We start from the raw sequence: 13497 nt of genomic DNA, 5'->3' as shown, positions 1-13497 counted from the left end.
TTCTCCTTATTCCTATTAAGACCCATCTACTACGGAAGTAGTGATGGGTTTTTTCATAAATATATCTTTATAAGCTGCAAAGGATGCAACGTATACAAGAATATTTAAAAATAACATTAGGAAAAGAGCTGATAGTTCAATAATCCACGAATAGGGCGTATTAACTAGTACTATAGTCAATGTTATGTTGATACCAATAATCAACATAAACATTAATGTTAGAGGAAGAAAGTTTTGTAACGTCCCCTTAAACGAGAGTTTTAAAGCCTCTATAAAATCCATATCTTCCCAAGCTGTTAGAACAGGTATCCATAAAAAGAATACGAAAATCAAGTAAGCCATAAGAATTGGTGAAACCAATCTTGAGAGATTTCTTGTAAAAAAGTCCTTAGGTACATAGCCTTCAGACATTAGAGTATTTGCTTGAATGAAAATACTATCGTTCAGAATGCCTACTATATACAATGACCCTATATATAAAAGTCCAATAAATATGAATCCTTGAATGGCATTATTCGTAGTTAGTTTCTTAAATAAATCACCCCATACCATTTTTTTATTTTTGTATATGCTGTACGAGGCATTAAAGTAAATCATCTGAATTACCGCAATAAGAAATGATACAAACATTATTGTTCCGGAGAACATAAAGAATAGTAAAACAATGGTTATCAAAAAATTTAGAGCTATAAATGAAAATGGGTTAGTAGCAGCAATATAAAAGCCTTCAGCTAACCATTTAAATCCAGATTTAATACTATAAACATTAAAATTTTTGTTCATTTTTGATTAAAAGAGTGATAGTGAAATTTCCTTGTTAAATAGAAGTTTTTTTAAAATTTTCTCAAAGTGAGTTGGGTCGTGAGGTTTGAGATTTTCTGCATCTCGAGGTAGATATAAATCATAAAGTCTTGAAGTCCAAAATCTGAGGGCCGCTGCTTGAAGGGCATATGGCCAAAGATCCACTTCATCGCTTGTTATTGGTCTGATTGAAGCATATGAATCAATCCACTCCTTAGCCAATTCTGGAATTAAATCCCCCGTAGTCCTATCTATACACCAATCATTTATAGCCACGGCTAAATCAAAAATTAGGGCGTCATCCCCTGAAAAATAAAAATCGATAATGCCGCCGACAGAACAAGTGTCTGAATCTGGATTAATAATTAGAACATTATCCCTAAACAAATCGCAGTGACATGCACTTCGCGGAATTACCTCTTTCCATTTATAAGAATTTTGAATCTCTTTTTGAATTGAAAGTGCTTTCTCATAAAGAGAAATTTGAGATTCATTTAAAAATGGTTTAATTGAGGGCCAAACTTCCTCCCACCAAGATAGGCCTCGCAGATTGTTCTGTTTGAATTTAAAATCCTTAGAAGCAATATGCATTTGAGCTTGAGCTTTAGCTACTATGTGGCAATGCCTCCGAGTAGGCTCGGTTATATGTTTTCCACCTTGCTTTGTGGCAATAATAGCTGGCTTCCCTTTTATATTTGAAATAAGTTCTCCAGCTTTAGTCCTTTGAGGTTTAGGCACAGCTACACCTTTGTTTGCTAAGTGGAGCATAAACTCAATATAGTAGGGCAGTTGAGTAAATTTAAGCACTTCAAATATGGTCAACACATAAGATCCTGTGCTCGTCTCAACAAAAAAATTTGAATTCTCAATTCCAGCAGATATACCTTCGAATTTATTTAAAATTCCAATTTCGTATTCGCTAATAAATTTTTCTAATTCTTTGCGTGTAATAGCGGTAAATACAGCCATAGATATAATATTGCTAGATTGCTAAAATAGGTTTCATTTTAGCAAAGTAAGTCTTAAACCCACTGAGTCAAAGTGCGATTCAAATTTAGTTATTCAAATTTATTTAATAAAGTTCAACTCTTCTCTGAACCTGCCATTATATTATGGGCAGCAATTTTAGGTGTAAGCGGCGGGCTTACAACTGTAGCATTTCATGAATGCGTGAAACTACTTCAAACACTGCATTCAAATGTATATGGTGATGTTGTACAAATTGCTTCAAATTGGAACATTTGGGAAAAATTATTAATACCTACATTAGGCGGTTTAATTGGTGGTTTGGGGCTATATTTTGCTTCGAAAATAAAAGTTGATGCTAACTCCGATTATATGGAAGCAGTTGCAATAGGAAATGGTCATTTATCAATAAGACAAGGCTTGTTGCGTATTGGTTCCGCTCTAAGCGTTTCAGCTACGGGTTGGTCATTAGGTCGTGAAGGTCCTATTATTCATCTTTCTTCAATGGTTGGATCGGCATTAGGTAGAGTGAATAAAATTGAAGGCAATTATTTACGAATACTTGTTGCATGTGGTGCGGCAGCTGGTGTGTCTGCAGCATATTTTGCACCTATTGCTGGGGCCTTATTTATTGCAGAGATTGTTCTTGGAAGCATGGCCAGTCACGTACTTGCTCCATTACTTATAGCCTCATCTTCTGCTTATATAACAATCACCATCTTGGGTTACGAACCTTGGCTCTATCAGCTTCCACCTATATATCTGGTTGGTGAATTTGAGTTGTTACTATCAATAGTGATAGGAATATTCTCTGGTTTTGGTGCACCATTATTCTTAAAACTTTTATCTCTAACTCGTGACCTTTACGCAAAAACAGGCATGATTTTGCCTATACGTATGGCTTTAGCTGGTTTTCTATTAGGCTGTATATTTTTAATTGAGCCTTCAGCTGCAGGTAAGGGTGATACCTTAATTCACTCATTTATGTTAGATGATTCGTGGATTATCGAATCACTTATTTTGATTCTAATCATTAAATTGATTTCGACTAGTGTAAGTGTGGGCTCCGGTGCCGTAGGTGGTGTGATTACGCCAATTATGTTTATTGGTGCTAGTACGGCTATGATTCTTACTCATGCATTTGCATTAATAGAACCTAGTGTATTGCATTTCACTCCGGTTTTTGTTTTAGTTGGAATGGGGGCGTTTTTAACAGCTGGAACATCTGCGCCTATAGTAGCTATAGTTTTACTAATGGAGATGACTAATAGCCTTCAGATTGCAGCCCCATTAATTTTTGCATCGGTAATCTCTTTTTATATCTCTAGGCTCTTTACTGGTACAGTAATGTTTGGCATTACAAGTAAACGTGAAAAACAAGACCTAGTAAGCTTAAGAATTTCACAACTAAAAGTTAGAAATCTTTTAAGCCCAGTAGATACAACAGTAAACCCAACACAAACTCTTAGAGAGGCCCTTGAAATATTCGCAAATACTGGGGTAAAAAATGTATTTGTTATCGGTGAAGATCAAGAATATTTAGGCATACTAACCAACAAAAATTTAACCCATGGAATCATGTCTAGTAGCCCATTAGATGAGCCTATACCAGCGGATTTTGTTCAAAGAAGTTTTGTAGACCCTTTGCAATTGGATATGAATCTTGATGAAGTACAAAACAGATTTTTCTCCTATAATGGCGAGCGTCTTCCAGTAGTAGACTATAGTGAGAAACCTAAGTTAGTAGGCCTGGTATACAAATCTGATTTATTAAGAAAATTATCAGAAATTAAGAAAATTGAAGACAGACGTGGAAGTAAATCCGTAGATATCCGCAGATGAATAAAAATTCTAAATTATCTAAGGGCAGGCGTTTATCGGTCGCACCAATGCTTGACGTTACGAATAAACATTGCCGGTATTTTCACAGACTTTTAGCCCCACAAGCACTCCTATATACAGAAATGGTTACTACTGGTGCACTGATTTATGGGAATATACCAAGACACCTAGACTTTAATACAGAGGAGCATCCGGTCGCACTTCAGCTTGGAGGCAGCGATCCTAAGGATTTGGCCCACTGCACTAAGCTTGCAGAAGAATGGGGTTATGACGAAGTAAATTTAAATTGTGGCTGCCCATCTGAACGTGTGCAAAAGGGGGCTTTCGGTGCATGTTTGATGCTTGAGCCTGAATTGGTAGCAGATTGTTGGGTGGCAATGTCTGAGTCATGCTCCTTGCCAATTAGTATTAAACACCGTTTAGGCGTAGACAATCATAATGACTATGGTTTTACTTTTAACTTTGTATCAAAGCTATATGATGTAGGTTGTAGGGAGTTTGTCACTCATGCAAGAAATGCAATCCTAAGTGGCTTAAGCCCTAAAGATAATCGAAAAATTCCTCCTCTTAAATATGAATACGTTAATAAGCTCAAAGCAGATTTTCCTGATGCAAATTTTGTTTTAAACGGCGGAATTTCAAATTTTGATGATGCGATACGGCTTGCTCATGAATTTGATGGGATCATGATTGGTAGACTGGCTTGGCATGAACCGAGGGTATTCGGGGACATTGCCACCCATATATTTGGAAATGATACTAGCTTTGATTTTAAATTTATTAGAGATTCACTAATTGATTATGCCTTACAAAATATCGGGAGAGGGGGTAACCTTAGAGAAGTGGTCAATCCTGTTTTAGGACTTATGAATGGATTGAAGGGAGCTAGAAGGTTTAGGCAACTTTTGTCTGACCCTAAAAATCTTAGGTCAAATGATATTTCTGTAATAGCAGAAGCTTTCGAACCATTTTGTTAATGTTTGTTACTTGTAATAAAGTGCTATTACATTTGAGTTTAATCAAAAAAACTACAAATTTTTATTCATAGTAGGTTTGCTAGGAAAGTAAGATATATCAAGGTCCTATAAAGGCGTTCAAATTTTACCTTGACTTGAGAGATTTAATTTATTTAGATACTATATATTGTGCCTTGAGCACTTAAACAATACTAAATATAGATTTTACTAAGAGTCTATATTTAGTCCTGTAAAATCTTTGCTGGACTATTTATGAACACTAACACCATCTCCGTTATCAAGCGTGATGGGCGCTCTGAGCCTATCGACCTTGAGAAAATCCACCGCGTTATCGACTGGGCCGCAAAAGGTTTAGAAAATGTATCCACATCACAAGTTGAATTAAATTCTCAAATTCAATTTTATGATGGTATTCAGACTCAAGATATTCAAGAGACAATCATTAAAGCAGCTGCAGACTTAATTTCAACTGAAACGCCAGATTATCAGTTTTTAGCAGCTCGTCTTGCAATGATTCATATACGCAAAAAGGCTTATGGAGATCATGTGCCTCCTCACTTATATGACCATGTATCCAAATTGGTTGAAAAAGGGGTATACGATAAAAACCTTCTCACAGATTACTCTAAAGAAGAGTTTGATGAGATGAATGGTTATCTTGTGCACGATAGGGATTGGGATTTTTCATATGTTGCTGTTATGCAGATGCAAGGTAAATACCTTGTTCAAAATCGAGTAAACGGGGATATCTACGAAACTCCACAATTTTTATATTTATTAGTGGCCGCTTGCTTATTTGCAAAATATCCAAAAGAAACTAGGCTTAAATATATAAAAGAGTTCTATGATGCTACATCGACTTATAAGATATCATTGCCAACCCCAATTATGGCTGGTGTTAGAACTCCAACAAGGCAATTTAGTTCATGCGTGTTAATTGAGTGCGGGGATAGTCTAGATTCAATTAATGCTACAAGCTCTGCAATTGTTCGATATGTTTCTCAAAGAGCTGGAATAGGTATAAATGCAGGTCGAATTAGGGCTGAGGGAAGTCCAATTCGTGGCGGAGAGGCTAGACATACAGGGTGCATCCCATTTTATAAACATTTTCAAACTGCTGTTAAATGCTGCTCTCAAGGGGGTGTGCGCGGAGGTGCTGCTACTCTTTTTTATCCAATATGGCATCTTGAAGTTGAATCCTTATTAGTACTTAAAAATAATCGTGGTGTAGAAGCCAATCGTGTACGTCATATGGATTATGGTGTTCAGCTCAACAAACTGATGTATGAAAGGTTGGTAAAAGGGCAAAATATAACTTTATTTTCTCCTTCTGATGTTCCTGGCTTATATGATGCCTTTTTCGAAGATCAAGAATTATTCGAACAACTCTACACAAAATACGAGCAAGATCCTAGCATACGCAAACGTCAGGTTAAATCTAATGATTTATTCTCTATGCTTATGCAGGAGAGGGCTAGCACGGGACGTATCTATATACAAAATGTAGATCACTGCAATACACATAGTGCTTTTGACTCTAAAAAGTCTCCTATCAGACAAAGTAATCTTTGCTTAGAGATTACATTGCCAACAAAACCACTAGATGATATCAATGATGTCAAAGGTGAGATTGCTTTATGCACTTTATCTGCGTTTAATCTTGGTGCGATTGAAAATTTAGAGGAACTTGAACACTTAGCCGATTTGGTAGTACGTGCCTTAGATGCCTTATTGGATTATCAAGATTATCCAATTAAAGCTGCTCAAATTAGTACTATGAATCGCCGCTCTCTTGGCGTGGGTGTTATTAATTTTGCATACTATCTAGCTAAAAACAATGCAAAATACTCTGACGGTAGCGGGAATGCTTTGACACATAGAACATTTGAAGCTATCCAGTATTATTTATTGAAAGCTTCTATGAATTTGGCTATAGAGTTTGGTCCTTGCCCAGCATTTAACGAGACTAAATATTCTCAAGGGCTATTGCCGATTGATACATACAAAAAATCGATAGATCAATTTTGTGATGAAACTTTGCATTTAGATTGGGAAACGTTACGAGTTGAGATTATGAAAAATGGTCTTAGAAATTCCACTTTAACAGCACTTATGCCGTCTGAGACTTCTAGTCAAATTTCTAATGCTACCAATGGAATCGAACCTCCTAGAGGTTTAATAACCGTAAAACAATCAAAGGATGGAATCCTAAAACAAATAGTTCCAGAATATAAAGAACTTAAAGATAAATACGAAACTTTATGGCAGTTACCTAATATGGAAGGTTATTTCCAAATCGTAGGTATTATGCAGAAATTCGTTGATCAGTCTATATCAGCAAACACTAACTATGATCCTAAAAAATTCCCAAATGGCTTAGTCCCTATGCAACAATTAATTAAGGACCTTCTTAAAGTTTATAAGTACGGAATTAAAACTCTGTACTATCACAACACTAGGGATGGATCGGATGATATTCAAGATACTGCAAAAGAAGATGATTGTGCTGGAGGGGCATGCAAAATCTAAAGGCATGCACATAGAGGAAAATTATGAAATATAGTACATTTTGCCAAACACCAAACAATGCTTTAAAAGAGCCTATGTTTTTTGGTCAACCCGTAAATGTTGCTCGATATGATCAGCAAAAATATGAAATTTTTGAAAAATTAATCGAAAAGCAATTGTCTTTTTTCTGGAGACCAGAGGAGATTGATGTCTCACAAGATCGTATTGATTATGCAGGTCTACCAGAGCATGAAAAACATATATTTATTAGCAATCTAAAATATCAAACTCTTTTGGATTCGATTCAAGGCAGAAGTCCTAATGTTGCCTTTTTACCCCTGGTCTCTTTACCCGAACTTGAAACTTGGATTGAAACCTGGTCTTTTTCTGAAACTATTCACTCTAGATCCTATACACATATCATTAGAAATATATCAGTCGATCCTAGCTCTATCTTTGATGATATTGTTCGAAATAAACATATTCTAGAGAGAGCCAAAGACATTTCCAAATACTACGACAATTTAATTGAATTAACTCAGTATTATGAATTGTTCGGCGAAGGTACTCACAACATAAACGGCAAAGAAGTTGAAGTGAGTATTAATGAGCTTAAGAAACGTCTTTATCTTTGCTTAATGGCAGTTAATGTTTTGGAGGCCATTAGATTTTATGTAAGTTTTGCGTGTTCATTTGCATTTGCAGAACGCAAACTTATGGAAGGTAACGCAAAAATCATAAAACTTATTGCACGCGATGAAGCACTTCACCTTACAAGTACTCAACATATGCTCAATATAATGCGTTCTGGAGAAGATGATCCAGAAATGGCTGTTATTGCTAAAGAATTAAATGAAGAGTGTTTTGAGTTATTTAAAAATGCTGCTGAACAAGAAAAAGCTTGGGCTGAGTATTTATTTAAAGATGGTTCTATGATTGGGTTAAATAAAGACATACTAATCCAATACGTTGAATACATCACAAATATTCGAATGCTTGCTGTTGGATTGAGGGAGGCCTTTCCGAATTCTAAACAAAATCCTATTCCATGGATTAATACATGGCTAACTTCGGATAATGTTCAAGTTGCACCTCAGGAGGTTGAGCTTACTTCATATCTTGTTGGTCAAGTAGATTCTAATCTGGATATCGATGAATTGAGCGCCGACGATCTATAGGATGGCCTATGTAATTACTGAAAGCCTTGGCTTTCATACGTTTGAAAACGAGACGCTATTAGAGAGCTTGGAACGAACAGGTCACAATGTTCCAAGCCATTGCCGTTCGGGGTTTTGTGGCACATGTAGAACAAAAATAATAACTGGTGAGGTTGATTATTTAATAGACCCTCTAGCTTACATAGGTCCTGACGAAATTCTACCTTGTTGTTGTAAAGCTAAAGGATCAGTGATTTTAGACTGTAGTACTGATATCAGAGATTAGTAAATTTTGCTTTGTTGGTAGGCTTTCTTTTCTTGTATTTGATGGTATTAATTCGCCAAGTGTTACATGCTCATCGAGTATTAGACGGGCCATCTGTTTTTTCATATTGTTATCAACCTTATCATTGATTGATTTATTCAGAAGAAACATATCCTTAAGTTTGGACATGTCCATATCATAATCACTAGCTATAACCCATCGTTCAGAACGCTTGCCGTCTGTATTTACAATATATCCCAAAGTTTTTAACTTATCTAAAAGCATAAGAGTATGTGCAATTTCTCCATGGACTTCATGAACAATTGTGTTGGTGCTTTTTCCCGGGGGATTGTCGTTTCTTGAATTATTTAATAGTCTTAAAATCCTTACCGATTGTGTGAAATCAGCACCGATTTTATTGTATGTGTAATCAAAACCATACCTAAGTTGTGGAAGTAGAGCTACCAGTAAGGCTCCAGCGAGTATGATAATCCATGAAATATAAATCCATAATAAGAATAATGGTATGGTGGCAAAGGTACCGTATATCAGGGTGTAAGAGGGAAATTTAGTTATATAGTATGTAAATCCGAATTTCAGTCCTTCAAATAGCAAAGCTGAAGTAGCTCCGCCAATCAGTGCATCTTTCCAATGAACTTGTCTATTTGGAACGATTTTATAAATCAATGAGAAAGAAATAAAAGACAAAATAAATGGAAAAATAGTACCAAATAGGTTTTGTATAACACTTAAATCCATACCAACGCCAAGCTTAGCTCTAGTAACATAAGTGCTTGCCCATATGCTTGCTCCAAACACAAATGGGCCAACTGATAATACAGCCCAATATATAAGAATTCGAATCCATAGTGGCCTTTGTTTAGTAACTCTAAACATTTTATTTAATACTTCATCTATAGTTTTCATAAGCATAATGGAGGTTATGACTAGGAAAACTGAACCAACAACAGTCATACCTCTTGCACTTTCAGCAAACTGATTTAAATAATTCATTATTTGATCAGATAGACTCTCAGGCATAAGATTGCTTGTCATGTAAGTTTGGAGATCACCCTGTATGGTGTGAAACATAGGAAAAGCTGTGAATAGTGAGAGAATAACAGCTAATAATGGGACTACAGCAAGTACAGTTGTGTAAGTAAGAGTGCCAGCAACTTGAGTTATATTTTCTTTAAGAACTCTATTGTAGATGTATGAAACAGTTTCTTTAAATGATTTTTTAGATTTCTTGTCTTCAAGACTGCTATGCTCTTGAAGTTCATGAGCATCTTGAATGTCTTCTAATTGTTCATCTTCATCTATAAGGACTGACATACTTACCCCGAAATATAACATTGTGTAAGTATAACAATCTTAGGAATAATTTAGATTAAAATGGAAAATTACATTTTGACTTTAAGCCATTTTAATTTAGTGAATAACCCTCAGAACAAATTAACAAAGAAAATAATATTCATACTTTTATCAGCACTTATTCTCTTAAACGTTCTGTGGGAGTTGTGGTTAGATCCATTGTTACCAGGCGGCAGCTTATATGTTTTAAAAATTATGCCACTGTTTTTTTTGCTGTATGGCACATATAAAGGGGATATTTATTTATTGCAATGGCTATCCTTAGTAATTCTTTTATATGTAATGGAAGGCATTGTCAGAATGATGTCGGATACTACAGAAACATCTAAATTTCTCGGTTTGATAGAATTTTTATTAGCTACGGGAATTTTCATATTTTCTCTTATATATTTAAGACCAGCTAAGCAAGCGTTCAAAGCTCATAAGAAAAAAATAAGGAGTACAAATGAATAAAACTTTATACGATAAATTATGGGATGCTCACGTAGTGAGTAATTCTGATGATGGTACCTCTCTTATTTATATTGATAGACAGCTTCTGCACGAAGTGACTAGCCCGCAAGCTTTCGAGGGCTTGAGATTAAATAATCGTAAGCCTTGGAGAATTGAGGCAAATCTTGCGGTAGTGGACCATAACATACCTACAAAAAATATAAAAATGGGGATAGACGAGCCCATTGCCAAATTACAAGTGGATACACTTAGAAAAAATTGCGAAGCCTTTGATATTACTTTTTTCGACGTAAATGATATAAGAAACGGTATTGTTCATGTGGTTGGACCTGAGCAGGGAGCTACATTACCAGGAATGACAGTCGTTTGTGGTGATTCGCATACTAGTACTCACGGGGCGATTGGGGCATTGGCATTTGGAATTGGTACTTCTGAAGTTGAACATGTATTATCCACTCAGACTTTGATTAAAACTAAAGATAAAAATATGCTTATTCGTGTTGATGGTAAGCTTCCAGATGGCTGTACATCAAAGGATTTGATTTTATATATTATTGGTCAAATTGGTACAGCAGGTGGTACAGGATATGCTATTGAATTTGCAGGTTCTACCATAAGCGATTTATCTATTGAGTCTAGATTAACGATTTGCAATATGGCCATTGAAGCGGGAGCTAGATCAGGTTTAGTGGCTGTAGACGATAAAACGATTGATTATTTTAAAAACAAACCATTTGCCCCTAAGGGAGCGGAATGGGATATGGCCGTTGAATATTGGAAAACACTTAATTCAGATGAAGGTGCTCATTTTGATAAAGTTATCAAAATAGATGCTACTAAGGTAGTACCTCAAGTGACATGGGGTACTTCTCCTGAAATGGTACTCGGAGTAGGGGATCGAGTTCCAAATCCGTCGGCTGAATCTGATTTAACAAAATCACAGGGCATTGCCAGAGCTTTGGAATATATGGGCTTAGAGCCGAATCAAAAAATAACTGATATTTTTATTGATAAAGTCTTTATTGGGTCCTGTACGAATAGTCGAATAGAAGATATTCGAAGTGCAGCAGAGGTAGTAAAAGGCAAACGCATTGCCAGCAATATTAAATTAGCTATGGTCGTGCCAGGCTCTGGTCTTGTGAAAGAACAAGCGGAAAAAGAGGGACTAGATAAAGTTTTTACTGATGCTGGCTTTGAATGGAGATCGCCAGGATGCTCTATGTGTCTTGCTATGAATAACGATAGATTATCTCCTCAAGAACGCTGTGCATCTACCTCAAATAGGAATTTCGAGGGACGTCAGGGGCATGGAGGGCGCACTCATCTCGTAAGCCCTGCTATGGCTGCGGCTGCAGCAATTGCTGGACATTTCGTGGATATCCGTGATTATAAAAATCTAAACTCTCAAATCTAAGGAGTGAGATATGCAAGTGTTTACTAAACATAAAGGTCTAGTTGTTCCTTTGGATAGGGAAAATGTTGATACCGATTTAATTATTCCAAAACAGTTTCTTAAATCAATCTCAAGGACTGGGTTTGGTCCTAATGCATTTGATGAACTAAGATATTTAGATCACGGCGAACCAGGAATGGACAATTCTTCAAGACCACTAAACCCTGATTTTGTTTTGAATTTTCCAAGATATAAGGATGCAAGCATTCTTTTAGTAAAAAGCAATTTTGGATGTGGCTCCTCTCGCGAACATGCACCCTGGGCTTTGTTGCAAAATGGGTTTAGAGTAATTATCGGCTCTACTTTTGCTGATATTTTTCATAACAATAGTTTTAAAAATGGTTTGTTACTAATAAAATTGGATGCGAATATTGTTGATGAATTATTTAAGGAAGTTTCTGAGCAATTAGGGTATACATTGACCGTTGATTTAGAAAACCAAAAAATCATTAAGCCTAATGGTAGTGAAATTAATTTTGAAATAGATGAATTCAGAAAATATTGTCTATTGAATGGCCTAGATGATATTGGAATCACTCTAAACAAAACTGAAAATATTAAATCATTTGAACAAAATCGCTTAACTGAGCATTCTTGGCTAAGGGGTATGCATGGATAATTTAGTAGCTGTATTGCCAGGGGATGGAATTGGCCCTGAGATTGTTACTCAAGCTGTTCGGGTACTTAAAAGTTTGGATTTAGATTTGGTTTTTGAGGAGCAGCCTGTAGGCGGTGCAGCTTATGATAATTCTGGATATCCTCTTCCAAAACAAACTTTAGATCTTGCAAAACGCTCTAAAGCAGTTTTATTTGGTGCTGTTGGAGACTGGAAATATGATTCTTTAGAGAGGGAATTTCGGCCTGAACAAGCGATTCTTGGGCTTAGAAAAAACCTTGGTCTCTTTGCAAATCTCAGACCAGCTTTCTTATTTCCTGAGTTGTCAGATGCCTCAACTCTTAAACCTGAGATCGTTTCTGGGCTAGATATATTAATTATTCGTGAGCTAACTGGAGATGTATATTTCGGAAAACCTAGAGGGTTAAGAGAAATTCCTGAAGGTGAGTTTGCTGGTGAGCGTGAAGGCTTTGACACTATGTGCTATCGCGAGGGTGAGATAAGACGAATCGCTCATATTGCTTTTAAAACAGCTAAACTAAGAAACAAAAAATTATGCTCTGTAGATAAAGCAAATGTACTAGAAACATCTCAGTTATGGAGAGATATTGTTATTGAAGTAGCCATAGAATATCCAGATGTTTCACTTTCGCATATGTATATCGATAATGCGGCTATGCAATTAGTTAGGGCACCTAAGGAGTTCGATGTTATTCTTACAGGAAATTTATTTGGAGATATTCTTTCAGATGAAGCCTCTATGCTCACTGGATCGATTGGAATGTTGCCATCGGCATCTTTAAATGCTAGTTCTCAAGGTCTATATGAACCAAGTCATGGGTCAGCTCCTGATATTGCTGGGAAAAATGTGGCCAATCCTTTAGCCACTATATTGTCAGCAGCTCTTATGCTTAGATATAGCTTTGGCTTGGAGGAACAAGCAAAAAGAATAGAGAGTGCTGTTGCTGGGGTCATAGCTGAGGGATATAGGACTGTAGATATATTGAGTGATTCAAATAATCTAAAACGTGTAAGCACTTCTGAAATGGGTGATGCTGTAATTAATCAACTTACAAAACAATAAG

Annotated in this window: 12 protein-coding genes; 9 read left to right on the top strand and 3 right to left on the bottom strand. The window is 36.1% G+C overall.

The window, feature by feature from the left end; translation table 11 throughout:
* Nucleotides 1-15 precede the first annotated feature (15 nt).
* Nucleotides 16-783 (bottom strand): BPSS1780 family membrane protein, encoded by a 768-nt coding sequence (locus T432_RS0100740; RefSeq protein WP_028883765.1) that lies wholly within the window; start codon nt 781-783, stop codon nt 16-18.
* A gap of 6 nt (nt 784-789) precedes the next feature.
* Nucleotides 790-1770: a homoserine kinase gene (locus tag T432_RS0100735; protein WP_028883764.1), complete on the bottom strand. Its 981-nt coding sequence runs from the start codon at nt 1768-1770 to the stop codon at nt 790-792.
* A gap of 72 nt (nt 1771-1842) precedes the next feature.
* Between T432_RS0100735 and T432_RS0100730 the strand changes: the two genes are divergently transcribed.
* From T432_RS0100730 to yfaE, 5 genes are all read left to right on the top strand, one after another.
* Nucleotides 1843-3609, top strand: a complete 1767-nt coding sequence (locus tag T432_RS0100730) for a chloride channel protein (protein ID WP_028883763.1) — start codon at nt 1843-1845, stop codon at nt 3607-3609.
* Nucleotides 3606-4586: a tRNA dihydrouridine(20/20a) synthase DusA gene (gene dusA, locus T432_RS0100725; RefSeq protein ID WP_028883762.1), complete on the top strand. Its 981-nt coding sequence runs from the start codon at nt 3606-3608 to the stop codon at nt 4584-4586. Before T432_RS0100730 ends, dusA begins: the two co-directional genes overlap by 4 nt.
* 252 nt (nt 4587-4838) lie before the next feature.
* On the top strand, nt 4839-7115 hold the full coding sequence (gene nrdA, locus T432_RS0100720) for a class 1a ribonucleoside-diphosphate reductase subunit alpha (RefSeq protein ID WP_028883761.1): 2277 nt from the start codon (nt 4839-4841) through the stop codon (nt 7113-7115).
* Between the two features lie 23 nt (nt 7116-7138).
* Entirely contained in the window at nt 7139-8272 is a 1134-nt protein-coding gene (gene nrdB / locus T432_RS0100715) for a class Ia ribonucleoside-diphosphate reductase subunit beta (RefSeq protein WP_028883760.1), read from the top strand.
* 1 nt (nt 8273) lies between these two features.
* The gene (gene yfaE, locus T432_RS08245) at nt 8274-8537 is read left to right on the top strand and encodes a class I ribonucleotide reductase maintenance protein YfaE (RefSeq protein WP_081462454.1); all 264 of its coding nucleotides are present in this window, start codon (nt 8274-8276) and stop codon (nt 8535-8537) included.
* Here the strand turns inward: yfaE and T432_RS0100710 are convergent.
* Nucleotides 8508-9851: a YihY family inner membrane protein gene (locus tag T432_RS0100710; protein ID WP_028883759.1), complete on the bottom strand. Its 1344-nt coding sequence runs from the start codon at nt 9849-9851 to the stop codon at nt 8508-8510. The genes yfaE and T432_RS0100710 overlap by 30 nt on opposite strands.
* Before the next feature lie 60 nt (nt 9852-9911).
* Here T432_RS0100710 and T432_RS0100705 point away from each other — a divergent pair, with 60 nt between their 5' ends.
* From T432_RS0100705 to leuB, 4 genes are read left to right on the top strand one after another with little or no spacing between them, the layout of a single operon-like run.
* The gene (locus tag T432_RS0100705) at nt 9912-10343 is read left to right on the top strand and encodes a DUF2069 domain-containing protein (protein ID WP_049959884.1); all 432 of its coding nucleotides are present in this window, start codon (nt 9912-9914) and stop codon (nt 10341-10343) included.
* The gene (leuC, locus tag T432_RS0100700) at nt 10336-11757 is read left to right on the top strand and encodes a 3-isopropylmalate dehydratase large subunit (protein WP_028883757.1); all 1422 of its coding nucleotides are present in this window, start codon (nt 10336-10338) and stop codon (nt 11755-11757) included. Before T432_RS0100705 ends, leuC begins: the two co-directional genes overlap by 8 nt.
* A 10-nt stretch (nt 11758-11767) precedes the next feature.
* Complete coding sequence (gene leuD, locus T432_RS0100695; RefSeq protein ID WP_028883756.1) at nt 11768-12415, top strand: 3-isopropylmalate dehydratase small subunit; 648 nt, start codon at nt 11768-11770, stop codon at nt 12413-12415.
* Nucleotides 12408-13496, top strand: a complete 1089-nt coding sequence (gene leuB, locus T432_RS0100690; protein ID WP_028883755.1) for a 3-isopropylmalate dehydrogenase — start codon at nt 12408-12410, stop codon at nt 13494-13496. The genes leuD and leuB overlap by 8 nt, the downstream gene beginning before the upstream one ends.
* Nucleotide 13497 lies beyond the last annotated feature (1 nt).

Origin of the sequence: Taylorella asinigenitalis ATCC 700933 (assembly GCF_000687755.1) — a bacterium.
GTDB classification, from domain to species: Bacteria; Pseudomonadota; Gammaproteobacteria; order Burkholderiales; family Burkholderiaceae_B; genus Taylorella; species Taylorella asinigenitalis.
Note: the sequence above shows the minus strand (reverse complement) of the source record. Positions and strands in the feature narration are given on the sequence as shown.

Coding starts and splice junctions, on each gene's coding strand:
- T432_RS0100710 (WP_028883759.1), bottom strand. CDS start 9,851: ATGTCAGTCCTTATAGATGAAGATGAACAATTAGAAGACATTCAAGAT.
- T432_RS0100740 (WP_028883765.1), bottom strand. CDS start 783: ATGAACAAAAATTTTAATGTTTATAGTATTAAATCTGGATTTAAATGG.
- nrdA (WP_028883761.1), top strand. CDS start 4,839: ATGAACACTAACACCATCTCCGTTATCAAGCGTGATGGGCGCTCTGAG.
- nrdB (WP_028883760.1), top strand. CDS start 7,139: ATGAAATATAGTACATTTTGCCAAACACCAAACAATGCTTTAAAAGAG.
- leuD (WP_028883756.1), top strand. CDS start 11,768: ATGCAAGTGTTTACTAAACATAAAGGTCTAGTTGTTCCTTTGGATAGG.
- leuB (WP_028883755.1), top strand. CDS start 12,408: ATGGATAATTTAGTAGCTGTATTGCCAGGGGATGGAATTGGCCCTGAG.
- T432_RS0100735 (WP_028883764.1), bottom strand. CDS start 1,770: ATGGCTGTATTTACCGCTATTACACGCAAAGAATTAGAAAAATTTATT.
- dusA (WP_028883762.1), top strand. CDS start 3,606: ATGAATAAAAATTCTAAATTATCTAAGGGCAGGCGTTTATCGGTCGCA.
- yfaE (WP_081462454.1), top strand. CDS start 8,274: ATGGCCTATGTAATTACTGAAAGCCTTGGCTTTCATACGTTTGAAAAC.
- T432_RS0100705 (WP_049959884.1), top strand. CDS start 9,912: ATGGAAAATTACATTTTGACTTTAAGCCATTTTAATTTAGTGAATAAC.
- leuC (WP_028883757.1), top strand. CDS start 10,336: ATGAATAAAACTTTATACGATAAATTATGGGATGCTCACGTAGTGAGT.